Origin of the sequence: Streptococcus sp. HMSC078H12 (assembly GCF_001814615.1) — a bacterium.
Classification (GTDB): domain Bacteria; phylum Bacillota; class Bacilli; order Lactobacillales; family Streptococcaceae; genus Streptococcus; species Streptococcus salivarius_F.
Genome location: NZ_KV817307.1, coordinates 13,603 through 33,323, shown reverse-complemented (window position 1 = coordinate 33,323; position 19,721 = coordinate 13,603). Strand labels below are relative to the sequence as shown.

Annotated in this window: 15 protein-coding genes and 1 pseudogene; 15 read left to right on the top strand and 1 reads right to left on the bottom strand. The window is 41.3% G+C overall.

Annotated elements, in window-relative coordinates:
- Positions 1 to 39: 39 nt before the first annotated feature.
- The 6 genes from HMPREF2979_RS00705 (at position 40) to purH (ending at position 9,441) form a co-directional block, all read left to right on the top strand.
- Positions 40 to 3,765, top strand: a complete 3,726-nt coding sequence (locus tag HMPREF2979_RS00705; RefSeq protein WP_070654644.1) for a phosphoribosylformylglycinamidine synthase — start codon at positions 40 to 42, stop codon at positions 3,763 to 3,765.
- A gap of 155 nt (positions 3,766 to 3,920) precedes the next feature.
- Entirely contained in the window at positions 3,921 to 5,360 is a 1,440-nt protein-coding gene (gene purF, locus HMPREF2979_RS00700) for an amidophosphoribosyltransferase (protein WP_070654642.1), read from the top strand.
- A 211-nt stretch (positions 5,361 to 5,571) separates the two neighbouring features.
- A complete protein-coding gene (gene purM, locus HMPREF2979_RS00695) occupies positions 5,572 to 6,594 on the top strand; it encodes a phosphoribosylformylglycinamidine cyclo-ligase (RefSeq protein ID WP_070654640.1) in 1,023 nt (340 codons plus the stop codon).
- Positions 6,594 to 7,148: a phosphoribosylglycinamide formyltransferase gene (gene purN, locus HMPREF2979_RS00690; RefSeq protein ID WP_070654638.1), complete on the top strand. Its 555-nt coding sequence runs from the start codon at positions 6,594 to 6,596 to the stop codon at positions 7,146 to 7,148. The genes purM and purN overlap by 1 nt, the downstream gene beginning before the upstream one ends.
- A complete protein-coding gene (locus HMPREF2979_RS10540; protein ID WP_315968253.1) occupies positions 7,145 to 7,897 on the top strand; it encodes a hypothetical protein in 753 nt (250 codons plus the stop codon). The genes purN and HMPREF2979_RS10540 overlap by 4 nt, the downstream gene beginning before the upstream one ends.
- Positions 7,894 to 9,441 carry a bifunctional phosphoribosylaminoimidazolecarboxamide formyltransferase/IMP cyclohydrolase gene (gene purH, locus HMPREF2979_RS00680; RefSeq protein ID WP_070654636.1) on the top strand — a complete coding sequence of 516 codons (1,548 nt, stop codon included), beginning with the start codon at positions 7,894 to 7,896 and terminating at the stop codon, positions 9,439 to 9,441. The genes HMPREF2979_RS10540 and purH overlap by 4 nt, the downstream gene beginning before the upstream one ends.
- A 191-nt stretch (positions 9,442 to 9,632) precedes the next feature.
- On the opposite strand, the gene HMPREF2979_RS00675 is transcribed toward purH, so the two are convergent.
- Positions 9,633 to 10,472 (bottom strand): CHAP domain-containing protein, encoded by an 840-nt coding sequence (locus tag HMPREF2979_RS00675; protein WP_070654634.1) that lies wholly within the window; start codon positions 10,470 to 10,472, stop codon positions 9,633 to 9,635.
- Positions 10,473 to 10,778: 306 nt separating this feature from the next.
- Between HMPREF2979_RS00675 and purD the strand changes: the two genes are divergently transcribed.
- The 9 genes and pseudogenes from purD (at position 10,779) to purB (ending at position 18,910) form a co-directional block, all read left to right on the top strand.
- The gene (gene purD, locus HMPREF2979_RS00670) at positions 10,779 to 12,041 is read left to right on the top strand and encodes a phosphoribosylamine--glycine ligase (RefSeq protein ID WP_070654632.1); all 1,263 of its coding nucleotides are present in this window, start codon (positions 10,779 to 10,781) and stop codon (positions 12,039 to 12,041) included.
- A 118-nt stretch (positions 12,042 to 12,159) separates the two neighbouring features.
- Positions 12,160 to 12,222 (top strand): annotated as a pseudogene (locus HMPREF2979_RS10535) (phosphoribosylaminoimidazole carboxylase); the annotation flags it as partial.
- Between the two features lie 33 nt (positions 12,223 to 12,255).
- Entirely contained in the window at positions 12,256 to 12,744 is a 489-nt protein-coding gene (gene purE / locus HMPREF2979_RS00665; RefSeq protein ID WP_070654630.1) for a 5-(carboxyamino)imidazole ribonucleotide mutase, read from the top strand.
- Positions 12,731 to 13,822, top strand: coding sequence for a 5-(carboxyamino)imidazole ribonucleotide synthase (purK, locus tag HMPREF2979_RS00660; RefSeq protein WP_070654628.1), 1,092 nt, complete (start codon positions 12,731 to 12,733; stop codon positions 13,820 to 13,822). The genes purE and purK overlap by 14 nt, the downstream gene beginning before the upstream one ends.
- Positions 13,823 to 14,773, top strand: a complete 951-nt coding sequence (locus HMPREF2979_RS00655; RefSeq protein ID WP_070654626.1) for a ketopantoate reductase family protein — start codon at positions 13,823 to 13,825, stop codon at positions 14,771 to 14,773.
- Positions 14,774 to 14,781: 8 nt separating this feature from the next.
- A complete protein-coding gene (locus tag HMPREF2979_RS00650; RefSeq protein WP_070654624.1) occupies positions 14,782 to 15,012 on the top strand; it encodes a phosphoribosylaminoimidazole carboxylase in 231 nt (76 codons plus the stop codon).
- A gap of 7 nt (positions 15,013 to 15,019) precedes the next feature.
- Positions 15,020 to 16,825, top strand: a complete 1,806-nt coding sequence (locus HMPREF2979_RS00645; RefSeq protein WP_070654622.1) for an AAA family ATPase — start codon at positions 15,020 to 15,022, stop codon at positions 16,823 to 16,825.
- A gap of 23 nt (positions 16,826 to 16,848) precedes the next feature.
- Positions 16,849 to 17,610, top strand: coding sequence for a restriction endonuclease (locus HMPREF2979_RS00640; RefSeq protein ID WP_070654620.1), 762 nt, complete (start codon positions 16,849 to 16,851; stop codon positions 17,608 to 17,610).
- 1 nt (position 17,611) lies between these two features.
- Positions 17,612 to 18,910 (top strand): adenylosuccinate lyase, encoded by a 1,299-nt coding sequence (purB, locus tag HMPREF2979_RS00635; protein WP_002886310.1) that lies wholly within the window; start codon positions 17,612 to 17,614, stop codon positions 18,908 to 18,910.
- Positions 18,911 to 19,721: the final 811 nt, after the last annotated feature.

Genomic DNA, 19,721 nt, shown 5'->3' with positions numbered 1-19,721 from the left:
CACTACAATCTTTAAGTAGAAATAGATAAAGGAAATAAAATGGATAAACGTATTTTCGTTGAGAAAAAAGCTGATTTTCGCGTGAAATCTCACTCTTTAGTAAAAGAATTAAAGCATAATCTTCAGTTGAAAACTTTGAATGATCTTCGTATTGTTCAAGTTTACGATGTCTTTAATTTGGCAGAGGACTTGTTTGCGCGTGCGGAAAAACACATCTTCTCTGAGCAAGTGACCGATACTGTTTTGGATGAAGCTGCGGTTAAGGCTGATCTTGAGAAGTATGCTTTCTTTGCTATCGAAAGTTTGCCTGGTCAATTTGACCAACGTGCGGCATCTTCACAGGAAGCTTTGCTTTTGCTTGGTAGTTCAAATGATGTAACGGTGAACACAGCGCAACTTTACTTGGTCAATAAGGATATTGATGCGAATGAGTTGGAAGCTGTCAAAAACTACCTTTTGAATCCAGTGGATTCTCGTTTCAAAGATATCACTGTTGGTATTGCTAAACAGGATTTCTCTGAGTCTGACAAGACCATTCCAAGCTTGGATTTCTTTGAAACTTATACGGCAGAAGATTTTGCTAAGTATAAAGCTGAGCAAGGATTGGCCATGGAAGTGGATGACCTTCTCTTCATTCAAGATTACTTCAAATCTATTGGACGTGTGCCAACTGAGACTGAGTTGAAGGTTTTGGATACTTACTGGTCTGACCACTGCCGTCACACAACTTTCGAGACTGAGTTGAAAAACATTGACTTCTCAGCTTCTAAATTTGAAAAACAATTGCAAGCGACTTATGACAAGTATATTGCCATGCGTGATGAGTTGGGACGTACAGAAAAACCTCAAACCTTGATGGATATGGCGACTATTTTTGGTCGCTATGAGCGTGCTAATGGTCGTTTGGATGACATGGAAGTGTCTGATGAAATCAATGCTTGCTCAGTTGAAATTGAAGTGGATGTCAATGGCGTGAAAGAACCATGGCTTCTCATGTTCAAGAACGAAACTCACAACCACCCAACTGAGATTGAACCATTTGGTGGAGCGGCTACTTGTATCGGTGGTGCCATTCGTGATCCATTGTCAGGTCGTTCATACGTTTACCAAGCCATGCGTATCTCAGGTGCTGGTGATATTACAACACCAATTGCTGAAACTCGTGCTGGTAAATTGCCACAACAAGTGATTTCTAAAACAGCGGCACACGGTTATTCTTCATACGGTAACCAAATTGGTCTTGCAACAACTTACGTTCGTGAATACTTCCACCCAGGTTTCGTTGCTAAGCGTATGGAGCTAGGTGCAGTTGTCGGTGCGGCTCCTAAGGAAAATGTGGTCCGTGAAAAACCTGAAGCAGGTGATGTGATTATCTTGCTCGGTGGTAAGACTGGACGTGACGGTGTCGGTGGTGCGACAGGTTCTTCTAAAGTTCAAACGGTCGAATCTGTTGAAACAGCTGGTGCTGAGGTTCAAAAAGGGAATGCCATCGAAGAACGTAAGATTCAACGTCTTTTCCGTAATGGGGATGTGACACGTCTAATCAAGAAATCAAATGACTTTGGTGCTGGTGGTGTCTGTGTGGCTATCGGTGAATTGGCAGATGGTCTTGAAATTGATCTAGACAAAGTACCATTGAAATACCAAGGTTTGAACGGTACAGAAATTGCCATCTCTGAATCTCAAGAACGTATGGCCGTAGTGGTTCGTCCAGAAGATGTAGGTGCCTTCGTTGCTGAATGTAACAAAGAAAATATTGATGCTGTTGTCGTTGCGACAGTGACTGAAAAACCAAATCTTGTTATGCACTGGAATGGTGAAACCATCGTTGATTTGGAACGTCGTTTCCTTGATACAAATGGTGTGCGTGTAGTTGTAGATGCTAAGGTAGTTGACAAGGATGTCAAGCTTCCAGAAGAACGTCAAACATCTGCTGAAACCCTTGAAGCTGATACTCTTGAAGTCTTGGCTGACCTTAACCATGCCAGTCAAAAAGGTTTACAAACCATCTTCGATAGCTCAGTTGGTCGTTCAACAGTCAATCACCCACTTGGTGGTCGCTACCAAATCACACCAACTGAAGCTTCTGTACAGAAATTGCCAGTCCAACATGGTGTGACAACAACTGCTTCTGTCATGGCGCAAGGGTTCAACCCTTATGTAGCAGAATGGTCTCCATATCATGGTGCGGCTTATGCGGTCATCGAAGCAACCGCTCGCTTGGTTGCTGCTGGTGCAAACTGGTCTAAGGCTCGTTTCTCTTATCAAGAATATTTCGAGCGTATGGATAAACAAGCAGAGCGCTTTGGTCAACCAGTATCAGCTCTCCTTGGATCAATCGAAGCTCAGATTCAACTTGGTTTGCCATCTATCGGTGGTAAAGACTCTATGTCTGGTACCTTTGAAGAATTGACAGTACCACCAACCTTGGTTGCTTTTGGGGTAACAACTGCAGATAGCCGTAAGGTTCTTTCTCCAGAATTCAAAGCTGCGGGTGAAAATATTTACTACATTCCTGGTCAAGCTTTGGCACAAGAAATTAACTTCGATCTCATCAAGTCTAACTTTGCTAAGTTTGAAGCCATCCAAGCTGACCATAAAGTGACATCTGCATCAGCTGTCAAATATGGTGGTGTCGTTGAAGCACTTGCCCTTGCAACATTTGGTAACCATATTGGTGCCACTGTAACCCTTGAAAATCTTGAGACTGCCTTGACAGCTCAATTGGGTGGATTCGTCTTCACATCTCCGGAAGAGATTTCAGGTGTTGCCAAGATTGGACAAACAGCAGCTGACTTTACACTTACTGTCAATGGTGTAACGCTTGATGGACACAAACTTGACAGTGCTTTCCAAGGTAAATTGGAAGAAGTTTACCCAACGGAATTTGCACAAGCAACTGAGTTGGAAGAAGTACCTGCAGTGGCATCAGACGCTGTTATCAAAGCTAAAGAAACAGTTGAGACACCAGTGGTTTACATCCCAGTATTCCCAGGTACTAACTCTGAGTACGATTCAGCTAAGGCCTTTGAAAAAGAAGGTGCAAAAGTCAACTTGGTACCATTTGTAACACTTAATGAAGAAGCTATTGTCAAGTCTGTTGACACTATGGTTGACAATATCGAAAAAGCTAATATTATCTTCTTTGCAGGTGGCTTCTCAGCAGCGGATGAACCAGATGGATCAGCTAAATTTATCGTTAACATCTTGCTCAATGAAAAAGTACGTGCAGCCATTGATAGCTTCATCGAACGTGGTGGTTTGATTATTGGTATCTGTAACGGATTCCAAGCTCTTGTCAAATCAGGTCTTCTTCCATACGGTAACTTTGAAGATGCAAGCAGCACGAGTCCAACACTCTTCTACAATGATGCCAACCAACACGTGGCTAAGATGGTTGAAACACGTATTGCCAACACTAACTCACCATGGCTTGCTGGAGTAGAAGTTGGTGACATCCATGCCATCCCAGTATCACACGGTGAAGGTAAATTTGTCGTGACAGCTGAGGAATTTGCAGAGCTTCGTGACAATGGTCAAATCTTTACCCAATATGTTGACTTCGAAGGTAAACCAAGCATGGATTCTAAATACAATCCTAACGGATCTGTGAATGCTATCGAAGGTATCACAAGTAAGAACGGTCAAATTATTGGTAAGATGGGTCACTCAGAACGTTTCGAAGACGGTCTCTTCCAAAATATTCCAGGAAATAAAGACCAACACCTCTTTGCGTCAGCGGTTAAATACTTTACTGGAAAATAATAGAGTGCCAAGTGCACTCAGTAATGATATTTTTCAATGTAGCAGTAGTTCTAAAGAGCTTGAAAACTTGAGTTCACATTAGTGAAATGAGAGGCTAGGAACAGTTTTTCGTTTGCATAACATTAGGAAAATATCAAAAATAAAAGGTATAAAAAATGACATACGAAGTTAAATCTCTTAATGAAGAATGTGGTGTTTTTGGTATCTGGGGTCACCCGGATGCTGCCAAATTAACTTATTTCGGACTTCACAGTCTCCAACACCGTGGTCAAGAGGGAGCAGGAATTCTCTCAAATGATGCGGGTCAATTGAAGCGTCATCGTGATATGGGGCTTCTCTCAGAAGTTTTCCGTGATCCAGCCAACTTGGATAAGCTAACTGGAACGGCTGCTATCGGTCATGTTCGTTATGCGACTGCTGGTGAAGCTTCTGTAGATAATATTCAACCTTTCTTGTTTAAGTTTTATGATAATCAGTTTGGACTTGCCCACAACGGGAACTTGACCAATGCAGAGTCACTTAGACGTGAATTGGAAAAAAATGGGGCAATCTTTAGCTCAACTTCTGACTCAGAAATTTTGGCTCACTTGATTCGTCGTAGCCACAACCCATCCTTTATGGGGAAGGTGAAAGAAGCCTTGGACACTGTTAAAGGTGGATTTGCTTACCTCCTCATGCTTGAGGACAAGCTAATTGCAGCTTTGGATCCAAATGGTTTCCGTCCCCTTTCTATTGGTAAGATGGCCAATGGAGCTATTGTGGTTTCATCTGAAACCTGTGCCTTTGAAGTGGTTGGAGCAGAGTGGATTCGCGATGTAAATCCAGGTGAAGTTGTTATCATCGATGATAACGGCATCACTTACGATAACTATACAACGGACACACAATTAGCTGTTTGTTCAATGGAGTATATCTACTTTGCCCGTCCTGATTCAAATATCCAAGGGGTCAATGTCCATACAGCTCGTAAACGTATGGGTGCTCAATTGGCACGTGAATTCAAACATGAAGCAGATATTGTCGTTGGTGTGCCTAATTCATCACTTAGTGCAGCCATGGGATTTGCGGAAGAATCAGGCTTGCCAAATGAAATGGGCTTGATTAAAAACCAATATACCCAACGTACCTTTATCCAACCAACACAAGAATTACGTGAGCAAGGGGTTCGTATGAAGCTCTCTGCAGTATCAGGTGTTGTTAAAGGCAAACGTGTGGTTATGATTGACGACTCTATTGTACGTGGGACAACATCACGTCGTATCGTTAATTTGCTAAAAGAAGCAGGAGCAACAGAGGTCCACGTAGCAATCGGTAGCCCAGCCCTTGCCTACCCATGTTTCTACGGTATCGATATTCAAACACGTAAGGAATTGATTGCGGCCAATCATACAGTTGAGGAAACACGCGAAATCATTGGTGCGGATAGCTTGACTTACTTGTCTATTGATGGCTTGATTGATTCTATTGGAATTGACACAGATGCACCAAACGGTGGCCTTTGTGTGGCTTACTTTGATGGTAAATATCCAACACCATTGTATGACTACGAAGAACGCTATTTGGAAAGTTTGAAAGAACACACTTCTTTCTATTAAGAGCAGTGCAGAAGAAAAAAGAGGAAAAAATTATGTCTAAAAATGCTTACGCTCCACGTCTCACTACTGACTAAAAGCTAAAGCATTTGTCAGTAGACACTTTGCCCTATGGGGTCAAAGCTAGAGACCTGACTAGTATTTTTAGATAAAAAGATGGTTCATCTAAAAATACGTCGCACTCTTTCTCGAAAAAAGAAAAGGAATAAATAAAATGACAAATAAAAATGCTTACGCGCAGTCTGGCGTAGACGTTGAAGCAGGTTATGAAGTTGTTGAACGTATCAAAAAACACGTTGCCCGTACAGAGCGTGCAGGTGTCATGGGAGCTCTCGGTGGCTTCGGTGGTATGTTCGACCTTTCAAAAACAGGTGTCAAAGAGCCTGTTTTGATCTCAGGTACAGATGGTGTCGGTACTAAACTCATGCTTGCTATTAAGTACGACAAACACGATACTATCGGTCAAGACTGTGTTGCTATGTGTGTTAACGATATCATCGCCGCAGGTGCTGAGCCCCTTTACTTCCTTGACTACGTAGCAACTGGTAAAAATGAACCAGCTAAATTGGAGCAGGTCGTTGCTGGTGTTGCTGAAGGTTGTGTGCAAGCTGGTGCAGCCCTTATTGGTGGTGAAACTGCTGAAATGCCTGGTATGTATGGTGAAGACGACTATGATTTGGCAGGTTTCGCGGTAGGTATCGCAGAAAAATCTCAAATCATCGACGGCTCAAAAGTAGCTGAAGGTGACGTGCTTCTTGGACTTTCTTCAAGTGGTATCCACTCAAATGGTTACTCACTCGTGCGTCGTGTCTTTTCTGATTACACAGGTGAAGAAGTTCTTCCAGAACTTGAAGGCAAAAAACTTAAAGACGTTCTTCTTGAACCAACTCGTATCTACGTCAAAGCAGCTTTGCCACTCATCAAAGAAGAATTGGTTAACGGTATTGCTCACATCACAGGTGGTGGTTTCATCGAAAATGTACCACGTATGTTCTCAGATGACTTGGCTGCTGAAATTGATGAAAGCAAAGTGCCAGTTCTTCCAATTTTCAAAGCCCTTGAAAAATATGGCCAAATCAAACATGAAGAAATGTTTGAAATCTTCAACATGGGTATTGGTCTCATGCTTGCGGTTAAACCAGAAAATGTTGAACGTGTTAAAGAACTTCTTGACGAACCTGTTTATGAAATCGGTCGTATTGTGAAGAAAGATGGCGCAAGTGTGGTGATTAAATAATGGCTAAAAGGATTGCTGTTTTTGCCTCTGGCAACGGCTCAAACTTCCAGGTGATTGCGGAACAATTTCCAGTAGAATTTGTTTTTTCAGACCATCGGGATGCCTATGTCTTAGAACGTGCCAAAAACCTTGGTGTGGCTAGCCATGCTTTTGAACTCAAAGAATTTGACAATAAAGCGTCTTATGAAGAAGCTATCGTCAAACTCTTGGATGAGCACCAGATTGATTTGGTTTGTTTGGCCGGTTATATGAAAATCGTCGGCCCAACCTTGCTAGCAGCTTATGAAGGCCGTATCATCAATATTCACCCGGCTTATCTTCCTGAATTTCCAGGTGCTCATGGTATTGAGGATGCTTGGAATGCAGGTGTTGACCAGTCTGGTGTGACTATTCATTGGGTGGATTCTGGCGTTGATACCGGTAAGGTCATCAAACAAGTACGTGTACCACGATTAGCTAATGATACCATTGAAAGCTTTGAAGCCCGCATTCATGAAGCGGAGTACAAGTTGTATCCAGAGGTGTTGGATAGTTTGGGAGTGGAGAGGAAATGATGAATTATAACGAATTGGATGGTTATAAACTTTTTTTTGAAAAAGTCTTTCCAAGTATGTCTGATACAGATATCTTAAATGAGCTGTGGAATTTTGCAAATACTTCGCTTTATAAAATTGAGTATCCAGAGGCAGGGGAAGCTTGGAAAGATTTAAAACAGTCAATTGATGAAAGAAGTAAAGGCATAAACAAGCGAGGCAATACTGTTTATGTTCGTACATTTGGTAATAAGAAAGATAGAGAATCTGAGGAATTGCTGAGGTGTTTTTATAAGCACGTTTATGGTATTGACTTTATTAAAATAGATAAAAGCAATAACCAAAAGCCAACTTCTGTTTTACAAAAATACACGGACTATAGTAAAAAGAACAGTAATAAGAAAAAGAAATTAGTAAATTACCAAATATCACATATATTTGGTAAAACACTTAATTGCTACGCATTTGCTGCCCCATGGAATGTAGTATATTTACCTAAAATTTTAGACCCATTTACTGGTCATGAAAGCAAAGGTTTTTTAACTAGAGAATTCACAAAAAAACTGCAAAAAATGATGCTCGAAAATTATAAGGATATGATTGTAGAATATAATGAAAAAATGGAATCTATTTTTACGGACAAAATTAAGAGTTTTAAGTTTCAAAAGGAAGCTTTAATCACTAAATTTGGCAAAGATAGGGTGGAAAAATTTTTTGACGAAATAGATAAAAATTTTTCAAAAATTGAATTACCAAAGGAGGAATTATGACTAAACGCGCCTTAATCAGCGTCTCAGACAAAGCGGGCATTGTTGAATTTGCCCAAGAACTCAAAAAACTTGGTTGGGATATTATCTCAACAGGTGGGACAAAGGTTGCCCTTGACAATGCTGGGGTAGACACTATCGCCATCGACGATGTAACTGGTTTCCCAGAAATGATGGACGGTCGTGTGAAGACTCTCCACCCAAATATCCACGGTGGTCTCCTCGCTCGTCGTGACCTCGATAGCCACCTTCAAGCGGCTAAGGACAATAATATCGAACTTATCGACCTTGTTGTGGTAAACCTTTATCCATTCAAGGAAACCATCCTCAAACCAGATGTGACTTACGCTGATGCGGTTGAAAACATTGATATCGGTGGTCCATCAATGCTTCGTTCAGCAGCTAAAAATCACGCTAGCGTAACAGTTGTGGTAGATCCTGCTGATTATGCTGTTGTTCTTGACGAATTGTCAGCGAACGGCGAAACAAGCTACGAAACTCGCCAACGTTTGGCAGCAAAAGTATACCGTCATACAGCTTCATACGACGCTTTGATTGCAGAATACTTCACAGCTCAAGTGGGTGAAACAAAACCTGAAAAACTCACTTTGACTTATGACCTTAAGCAACCAATGCGTTACGGTGAAAACCCTCAACAAGACGCAGACTTCTACCAAAAAGGTTTGCCAACAGCTTACTCAATTGCTTCAGCTAAACAGCTTAACGGTAAAGAATTGTCATTCAACAATATCCGTGACGCTGATGCCGCTATCCGTATCATCCGTGATTTCAAAGACCGTCCAACAGTTGTGGCTCTCAAACACATGAACCCATGTGGTATCGGTCAAGCTGACGACATCGAAACAGCTTGGGACTATGCTTATGAAGCTGACCCAGTATCAATCTTTGGTGGAATCGTAGTCCTCAACCGTGAAGTGGACGCTGCGACAGCTAAGAAAATGCACGGTGTCTTCCTTGAAATCATCATTGCACCAAGCTACACAGACGAAGCGCTTGAAATCTTGACAACCAAGAAGAAAAACTTGCGTATCCTTGAGTTGCCATTTGACGCTCAAGATGCTAGCGAAGTGGAAGCAGAATACACCGGTGTTGTTGGTGGTCTCCTCGTTCAAAACCAAGACGTGGTGAAAGAAATCCCAGCTGACTGGCAAGTGGTGACGAAACGCCAACCAACTGAGACAGAAGCAACAGCTCTTGAGTTTGCTTGGAAAGCTATCAAGTACGTCAAATCAAACGGCATTATTGTAACTAATGACCACATGACACTTGGTGTTGGCCCAGGTCAAACCAATCGAGTGGCTTCAGTCCGTATTGCTATTGACCAAGCTAAAAACCGTCTTGACGGCGCTGTTCTTGCTTCAGATGCTTTCTTCCCATTTGCGGATAACGTGGAAGAAATCGCCAAAGCAGGTATTAAAGCGATCATCCAACCGGGTGGATCAGTCCGTGACCAAGAGTCAATCGAAGCTGCGGATAAACATGGTTTGACCATGATCTTTACAGGCGTTCGTCACTTCCGTCATTAAGAATTTACAAAGCATCCAAGAAATTGGATGTTTTTTAGATTCCTTAAGTTTCCTTTAAGCTCTCCAAGTTATACTAATACCATCCTAAAAAACTTTTCTTTTTCATAAATCTCCTAAAAGCTCAGCATCTGCTGGGCTTTTTTATTTCAGAGTATCAAAAAAACAACCGTTCTCACGATTGTTCAATAGATTTAAACCTTTTCAAGGACAGACTGAGTTACCCAAGTCTTGCGATTTCCGATTTGGACGAGGATGCCATCGCTAGGTGGGTCAATGGCTAGCACTTTGAAGTTACCTGGAATAGTAAAGGTTTCGCCAGGATTGAGGTACTGGTCTGATGTTGGATTGCCTTGTCCATCAACTTCAAGAACGGGTCCAGGATCAACGATATTGTGTTTGGTTGGTGTGCCTCCTGCTAAATCCTGGCTAGTGATGGTATTTCCTGACACAGACGTGACACGGAAGGTTCCTGTGAAGCGGACCGTATCGCCAACTTTGATAGAAGAGTTAGTAGGATTCCCATTTTGAGCCCCTGGTTCAAGGTCTTTAAAATGGATATAGCCAGACACTTGACTCTTATGAAAGCTACGTTTGTGATATTTCTCAGGTCCTTGCCCCGCATCGTAATTGTACTCCTCAATAGTGACTTGATCACCATGAACTTCCGCAACCCAAGCGACATGCCCCATGTGACCAGCCCCGTTGACACCAGCTGAGAACCAGGCAATGCTCCCTACGGCAGGATTCATGTCAACACGGTGACCATTGGCACGTGCAATACTGCCCCAAGTGATGGCATTTCCATAACCTACAGGTAGAGTGAAACCGTTGGTGTTACTGAGACGATAGGCTGCGAAGGACGTACATTGACGCCAGTACATGGTCCATGGATCCACGCCAAAGCCCCCGTATTTCCAAGAGGAAGGATAGTCATCTCCGAGGACAGCCGCTTGAGCAGAGCTGCCACACGAAACCGAAACAGTTGCTAGACAAGCTAGCGGTAAGAGACAATTTAGTAATTTTTTCTTCATTTTAACCTCCACCTACCTATTCGTAGTTTTTCTGGAAAATGAAGATATTTTTGCGTTTAAGCCTCCCTTAAGCTGTTCAGTCTATACTATCATCAATCCTAAATAACTTTTTTCATTTTCATAATTTCCCAAGAGGTGGTCCAAGTGGCTGCCTTTTTTGTGTCCAAATTTGGATGCACACCCATATCTCCGAACAAATATGTTATAATAGTTATGTATAATTCGTGAAAAATGCTAATTTTTCCGAATGATTGTCGTTAACGGGCATTTGCCCCTAGTCTTATTTGATATTGAGGTATCTTTCAAATGAAACTTTTGGTTGTTGGTTCTGGTGGTCGTGAACATGCGATTGCCAAGAAAATATTGGAGTCTAAGGACGTTGAGCAAGTTTTCGTGGCTCCTGGTAATGACGGGATGACATTGGACGGTCTTGATTTGATCAATATCGGAATTTCCGAACATTCTAAGCTGATTGACTTCGCAAAAGCGAACGATATTGCTTGGACCTTTATCGGTCCAGATGATGCTCTTGCAGCTGGTATCGTGGATGATTTCAATGCAGCTGGACTCAAAGCCTTTGGTCCGACAAAGGCTGCGGCTGAGCTTGAGTGGTCTAAGGATTTTGCTAAGGAAATCATGGTCAAGTACGACGTTCCGACAGCAGCCTATGGCACATTTTCAGATTTCGAGGAAGCTAAGGCCTACATCGAGGAAAAAGGCGCTCCAATCGTTATCAAGGCAGACGGCTTGGCCCTTGGGAAAGGTGTCGTCGTTGCTGAAACGGTTGAGCAAGCCGTCGAAGCTGCTCACGAGATGCTTTTGGACAATAAATTCGGTGATTCAGGTGCGCGTGTGGTCATCGAGGAATTCCTTGACGGAGAAGAGTTCTCTCTCTTTGCCTTTGTCAATGGGGACAAGTTCTACATCATGCCAACGGCTCAGGACCACAAACGTGCTTATGATGGCGACAAGGGTCCTAACACTGGTGGGATGGGGGCTTATGCGCCAGTTCCTCACTTGCCACAGAGCGTGGTTGACACAGCGGTTGACACCATTGTCAAGCCAGTCCTCGAAGGCATGATTAAAGAAGGTCGTCCTTACACTGGTGTCCTTTACGCGGGACTTATCTTGACAGCTGACGGTCCTAAAGTCATCGAGTTCAACTCTCGTTTTGGTGATCCTGAAACACAAATCATCTTGCCTCGTTTGACATCTGACTTTGCACAAAACATCACTGACATTTTGGAAGGCAAAGAGCCAGCCATCACTTGGACGGACAAGGGTGTGACACTTGGTGTGGTTGTAGCCTCAAACGGCTACCCACTCGCTTATGAGAAGGGTGTCAAACTTCCAGCCAAGACAGAGGGTGACATCATCACTTACTATGCTGGTGCTAAATTCGCTGAAAATGGCCAAGACCTCCTCTCAAACGGAGGACGTGTCTACATGCTTGTCACAACAGCAGATACCGTCAAAGATGGCCAAAACATTATCTACAACGAACTCAACAAACAAAACACAGAAGGCCTCTTCTATCGAAATGATATCGGTAGCAAGGCTAACAAATAATTAGCGACCGTAGGTCGTAAAAGGCGAGCGAAAGCGAGCTAATGAGCGATAATCACCACTGTTGTGAAAAAACGATTGGCTAACAAAGCCAATCGTTTAGGGAAATCGGAAGACTTAAGGCTTCCGATTTAGGCATGAGACGCCTTTGGTGGCTGCTGCCGTCCCTCACAACTTAAGGTGATTGTCAAAAAAAGGAAGAAAAAGGATATTAACTATGAAACCAGTAATTTCCATTATCATGGGCTCAAAATCCGACTGGGCAACCATGCAAAAAGCCGCTGAAGTCCTCGACAACTTCGGTGTCGCTTACGAAAAGAAAGTTGTTTCCGCACACCGTACACCGGACCTCATGTTCAAACATGCCGAAGAAGCACGTAGCCGTGGCATCAAGGTCATCATCGCGGGTGCAGGTGGCGCTGCTCACTTGCCAGGGATGGTTGCTGCCAAAACAACCCTTCCAGTCATCGGTGTACCAGTCAAATCACGTGCTCTTAGCGGTGTAGATTCGCTCTATTCTATCGTCCAGATGCCAGGTGGTGTACCTGTTGCAACTATGGCTATCGGTGAAGCTGGTGCGACTAATGCGGCCCTCTTTGCCCTTCGTCTCCTCTCAGTAGAAGACAAGGACATTGCGGATGCGCTTGCTAACTTTGCTGAAGAGCAAGGAAAAATTGCAGAGGAGTCTACAAATGAGCTCAACTAAAACCATTGGTATCATCGGTGGTGGCCAGCTCGGTCAGATGATGGCTATCTCAGCTATCTACATGGGCCACAAGGTTATCACCCTTGATCCTGCAGCAGATTGCCCATCTTCTCGTGTGTCTGAGGTTATCGTGGCTCCTTACGACGACGTGGATGCTCTTCGTCAGTTGGCAGATCGCTGTGATGTTCTCACTTATGAATTTGAAAATGTCGATGCTGACGGTTTGGATGCTGTTATCAAAGATGGTCAGCTTCCTCAAGGGACAGACCTGCTTCGCATTTCACAAAACCGTATTTTTGAGAAGGATTTCCTCTCAAATAAGGCTAAAGTAACAGTTGCCCCTTACAAGGTCGTGACATCTAGCCTTGATTTGGAAGATATTGACCTTTCTAAAAAATATGTCCTCAAGACAGCGACAGGCGGTTACGATGGCCACGGTCAAAAAGTCATCACATCAGCTGATGATTTGGAAGAGGCAAATGCTCTTGCTAACTCAGCTGAGTGTGTCTTGGAAGAGTTTGTTAACTTCGACCTTGAAATTTCGGTCATCGTGTCTGGTAATGGCAAGGATGTGACGGTTTTCCCAGTTCAGGAAAATATCCACCGCAACAACATCCTCTCTAAAACCATCGTACCTGCTCGTATTTCTGACAGTCTAGCTGAGAAAGCTAAAGCTATGGCAGTGAAGATTGCTGAGCAACTTAACCTCTCGGGTACTCTATGCGTGGAAATGTTTGCGACAGCTGATGACATCATCGTCAACGAAATCGCGCCACGCCCACACAACTCAGGCCACTACTCAATCGAAGCCTGTGACTTTTCACAGTTTGACACACATATCTTGGGTGTTCTCGGATTACCACTTCCAGCAATCCATCTCCATGCACCAGCTGTCATGCTCAACGTCCTCGGCCAACATGTCGAAGCAGCTGAGCGTTATGTCACAGAAAATCCAAGCGCCCACCTCCACATGTATGGTAAACTAGAAGCGAAGCACAACCGCAAAATGGGTCATGTGACTTTGTTTAGTGATGAACCAGACAATGTGGTTGAGTTTGGGAAAGGAATTGATTTTTAGGTGAAAATAGCAATCCTAGGACTCGGAGTTATCGGGACCACTTATGCCTATGCTTTTCAAAAAGCAGGTCATCAAGTAGAACATGTCCTTAGAGACAGTAAGCGGAACAATGCTCCCAAATCCCTCTCGGTTGATTTGCTAGATGGTCGCTATCATTCCAAAGGTGAGAACAAGCATGATACCTATGAGGTTCATGTGGCGGAAGCTGATTCGGAATATGATTTTATTTTTCTCAGTGTGCGTCATGGTTTTGTCAAAGAAGCCGTGGAAACCTTGCAAAGAAATAATATCAAAGGTACCCTTGTTTTCTTCTGTAATTTCTGGGATACTCGAAAAGAGGTCCAAGAGTGGGCAGGAGATTACGACTATATTCTGGCCTTTCCGACAGCGGGTGGTCACATGCAGGAAGACCATTTGGATGGTGTCTTGTTTGACCATTTAATGCTCGAAGGTGAGCAAAAAGCACACATTTCTAACTATTCTGATTTGACGACTTTGCTGAGTTCTGCAGATTTGAAGTGGGAAGTTCCTCATGATATGGTCGAGTGGATTTGGATTCATATGGCTATTAATGCGGGTGTTACTTCGACAGCTGCACGTTCAGGAAATTTGGAAAATCCAGAAGAATTGGCTTTGAACTTGATGAATAGTTCTTCGGAATTATCATTGGCCATTAAGGCCATTCGAGAAGCTTTGAAAGTCGTAGAAGCGCGTGGTGTGAATTTGAAGCTTTACAAAGCCGAACTCTTGCCATACAAACTTCCCGCTTGGATAGCAGGAAAAGCCATGAAAGTCATGTTTGCGAAAAATGAGCTGACCCGAAAAATTATGACCTTGCACAATGATAAACAGGACATCTTCTATTGTTGTCAAAGTGTTTATCAGACTGGTCAGGAGTTAGGTATTGAGATGCCCATTCTGGAAGCAAATATGAAGGGAATTTCGATTTAGGAGGTTTTATGATTAAACTCATCGTCAACGCATTTGTTGAAAAAGATAAGACTGGAGCAGTCGTCGAAGTCTTGTATGCTAGTAGCAATCACGAAAAAGTGAGAGCTAAGTATGAAGAGTTGGTTACTCAATATCCTGAAAACTATTTAGCTATCTATGATTTGCCGATGGATACTGATTTGAATACACTAGATCACTATCCGTCAGTGTGGATTGGGAAAGAGGAATTTGAGGAGTGAACTGATTATGAGACTTAAGCAATTAAAAATCAAAAATTTTCGTGGCTATAAAGATGAAACAATTATTGATTTTGATAATTTGACAGCTTTTATAGGTAAGAATGATGCTGGAAAATCAACAATTTTAGAAGCATTAGAAATCTTTTTTAATAACAAATTAGTTGCTTGTGAGAGGGATGATCTATCTGTTGGAGTTGATTCAGATTCTATTTTTATAACATGTATTTTTGATGAATTACCTGACGAGATAGTAGTTGATGCTTCTTCTAAAACTAGTTTGAAAGATGAAAATCTTTTGAATTCGAACGGTGATTTGGAAATAAAAAAAACTTTCAAATGTTCGTCAGCAAAACCAAAACCTGAGACGAAAATTATTTGTAATCATCCTATAGATGATAACTACAATGATTTATTATTGTTAAAACAAGCTGATTTAAAAAAGCGTGCGGTTGATTTAGAAATAGATGAAGATAAATACGATAAAAGAAGTAATGTCTCTATTCGACGGGCGATTTTATCTTCTAAAAGAGATTTAACAATTAAAGAGGTTGAATTAGAAGTTACGAAAGAGGATGCAAAAAAAGTATATGGGGTAATTGAGACTTTTTTACCAATATATGCTTTATTTCAATCGGATAGAAGTAGTTCTGATTCGGATAAAGAAATTGCAGATCCTATGTCAATTGCGGTATCTCAAGCATTACAAGATTTGCAAACTGAGATTAATAAAATAAAAAGTGAAGTTCAACAGAAAGCAATTGAAACTGCAGGACGTACGTTAGCTAAGTTGCAAGAGATGGATGAGAACTTGGCTGCCTCGCTAGTTCCAGAGTTTAAATCAGAACCTAAGTTTGATTCGCTTTTTAAATTATCAATAAAATCGGATGATGATATATCTATCAATAAAAGAGGAAGTGGAGTTCGTCGCTTAATTCTCCTAAATTTCTTTCGGGCAGAGGCAGAAAGAAAGTTATCAGAAGCAGAGAGGAATAAGAGTATAATTTATGCTTTTGAAGAACCGGAGACATCTCAACACCCATCGCATCAAAAATTACTCATAGAAGCTTTTCTAGAGTTAGCATCCAAGGAAAATACTCAAATAATTTTAACCACCCATACTCCAGCTCTAGGTGGACTATTACCTACTGCTAGTCTTCGATTAGTAGAAAAATCGGATAAGTCACAAGTTAGTAGTGGAGGTGATGAGGTTTTGCAAAAAATCACAGAAACTTTAGGTGTTTTACCGGATCCAATTTCAAAAGAAACAAAGGCATTAATTTTAATAGAAGGTAAAACAGATATAATTTTCTTTAATCATTTATGCAAGGTTTTAAAAGAAAGTGGAGAAATAGATAGGACTTTTCAAGAGGCACATATCGCACTAGTACCTACTGGTGGTTGTGATAATTTAAAATCTTGGATTACAATGAGAACTGTAGATCAGTTTGGTCTTCCTTTTGGAATATTTTTAGATTCAGATAGAATTTCTCCCACCAATCGAACAAAAAATACTTCTACCGTTGAAAAGAATAGAAGACATGGCAGAACTGCATATTGTACTCGAAAACGTGAGGCTGAAAATTATCTTCATCCAGATATCTTTGATGGGCATGTAAATATAACTGATTATAACGATGTGAAAGAGGAGGTTAAGAATTTTAATCAAACTAATGAAAATAAGGTTTTACAAAATAACTGGCCAAAGATGACAGTAGACCAAATTCATGAACAAGAAAAATATATAGATGAAGACGGTATAGAACATTTTGAATTAACAGAAATTGTCAAAGTGTTTTTATCTTTAGTCGAATAATAAGGGGAAAAGTTTATAAATTTATGGTTAATACAGGAAAATCATTAGAGGATTATGCCCAGTTTGTATATTCTCGCTTACTAAAATTGAATGATTATGAAAATACATTAGTATCAACAAAAGTAACCATTAAAGGTAAGAGTGGAGCAACTAATGAATTTGATGTTTACTATCAATTCACACATTTAAATATAGAGTGTAGAGTAGCTATAGAATGTAAAGATTGGAAAAATAAAGTGTCAATAAAGGAAATACGTGATTTTTCTACAAAGCTACAAGATGTTGGATTGGGTAATATAATTGGAATAATGATTTCAAAGGTTGGTTTTCAAGAAGGAACAAAAATTTTTGCAGAATCAAACGGTATTAAATTGATGACGGTTAACGAATTGCCATCAATAGTAGATATAGTATCTGGAACAATTAAAAAAGGATTTTTACCTGATGGGAAAATTCAAGGTGAGCCTTTTTGGACATTGATGGAAATACAAGATGGAGAGGTGACAGGAAGTTATTGTACAATTGCACAGAATCAAATTCCTTTGTTTTATTCTCAAAATATGGCAAACTATTACCTCGATTTAAGGGATGATAAAGATAAGTTTGTTGTTAGGGGGATTTCTCAATATCATTTGAGTGGACTTCTAGACTTAGCTAGCTTACATAGTCAAAAGTTTGTTCTTTTTCCTATTCCGTTTGCTACAAATCCTAATCTAAGTTCTTACAATGCAGTAATTGTGGAACCCAATGTGATAAAGAAAGATTTTTTAAAGGAGAAACAATAAAATGATCGAACGTTATTCACGCCCTGAGATGGCGAACATTTGGACTGAAGAAAATAAATACCGTGCTTGGCTTGAGGTGGAAATCTTGGCTGACGAAGCCTGGGCTGAGTTGGGAGAAATCCCTAAGGAAGATGTGGCTTTGATTCGTGAAAAAGCGGACTTTGACATCGACCGTATTCTTGAAATCGAGCAGCAAACTCGTCACGATGTGGTGGCCTTCACACGTGCGGTTTCTGAGACACTTGGTGAAGAGCGCAAGTGGGTTCACTATGGTTTGACTTCTACTGACGTAGTAGATACTGCCTATGGTTACCTCTACAAACAAGCCAACGACATCATCCGCAAGGACCTTGAAAACTTCCTTAACATCATCGCTGACAAAGCGAAAGAACACAAGTTTACTATCATGATGGGTCGTACGCACGGTGTGCACGCTGAGCCTACAACTTTTGGTCTTAAATTGGCAACTTGGTACAGCGAAATGAAACGTAACATTGAGCGTTTCGAGCATGCGGCTGCTGGTGTGGAAGCTGGTAAGATTTCTGGTGCGGTTGGTAACTTTGCCAACATCCCACCATTCGTTGAAAAATACGTCTGCGACAAACTCGGTATCCGTGCTCAAGAAATCTCTACACAGGTCCTTCCTCGTGACCTTCACGCTGAGTACTTTGCAGTTCTTGCTAGCATCGCAACATCTATCGAGCGTATGGCGACTGAAATCCGTGGTCTTCAAAAATCAGAACAACGTGAAGTGGAAGAGTTCTTTGCCAAAGGTCAAAAAGGGTCTTCAGCTATGCCTCACAAACGTAACCCAATCGGTTCTGAAAACATGACAGGTCTTGCGCGTGTTATCCGTGGTCACATGGTGACAGCTTATGAAAACGTAGCCCTTTGGCATGAACGTGATATCTCTCACTCATCAGCTGAGCGTATCATCGCACCAGACACAACCATCTTGATTGACTACATGCTCAACCGTTTCGGAAACATCGTTAAGAACTTGACAGTCTTCCCAGAAAACATGATCCGCAACATGAACTCTACATTTGGTCTTATCTTCAGCCAACGTGCGATGCTTACTTTGATTGAAAAAGGCATGACGCGTGAGCAAGCTTACGACCTTGTTCAACCTAAGACAGCCCAATCATGGGATAACCAAGTAGACTTCAAGCCACTTCTTGAATCAGATCCAGAAGTAACATCACGCCTCACTCAAGAAGAAATTGACGAAATCTTCAACCCAGTTTACTACACTAAACGTGTTGATGAAATCTTCGAACGCATCGGTTTAGGTGACTAATCTAAACAAAATAGCAAAAAAGCAGGTTTGACCTGCTTTTTTTGATGGTGACATTTATGTCACTAGTTTTGTTTCCTTTTCAGCCTTATAATAGGGTCATCGCAAGAAAACTATCAGAAAGGAGAAGTTAGCCATCTTAAAAGGACGACTCAACTATTTACCGGAACTTAGCCTCTTAATAGTAAGCATTGCTTATAATATCATCCGCATCATGAATGATCTAGGAAGTATCAAAGCCCCCTCTTGGTTTTTAGATATGGATATTTCTAGTGGTTCCTTACTATTACTTATTTTGCTTATCATTTTAAAAAGCGATAAAAAATAATAATCTCTTAAGCTACTTTTAAGTTTATTAAGATATATTATAACCATCCTAGTAAGGCAGCTAGCTTTTGTAAGCTAGAGGTAACATAATTTTTTCATAACAAATCTCCCCGAAGAAAGTCTAGAAATCTAGGCTTTTTTCTTCTTTTTGAGGTTTTATTAGGGTATTTTAAGAAAACACTTGAAAACCCTTCCAAAACAAGGTAATATAGTTATATAAAGATTCTATTGGACAAGCGGTCACCTTGGAGGATTAGGAAGAAGAGGTTGGGAAGCCTGTACAATCGTATCTTTTCAGCGGTCTTTGGACTGTTGTGAAAATCCCTTAGGGGATTTTTTTCTGCGATTTAAGGTTTCTTTAAGGAAGGCGGGTTATACTTTAAGTCTCCTAAATAACTTTTACTGAACGCCGTTCAGTAAGTCTCGTTGGCTTACACTTTTTGTAGAACAACGAACTTTTCTTTTTCATAATCTCCAAAAGAGCTCA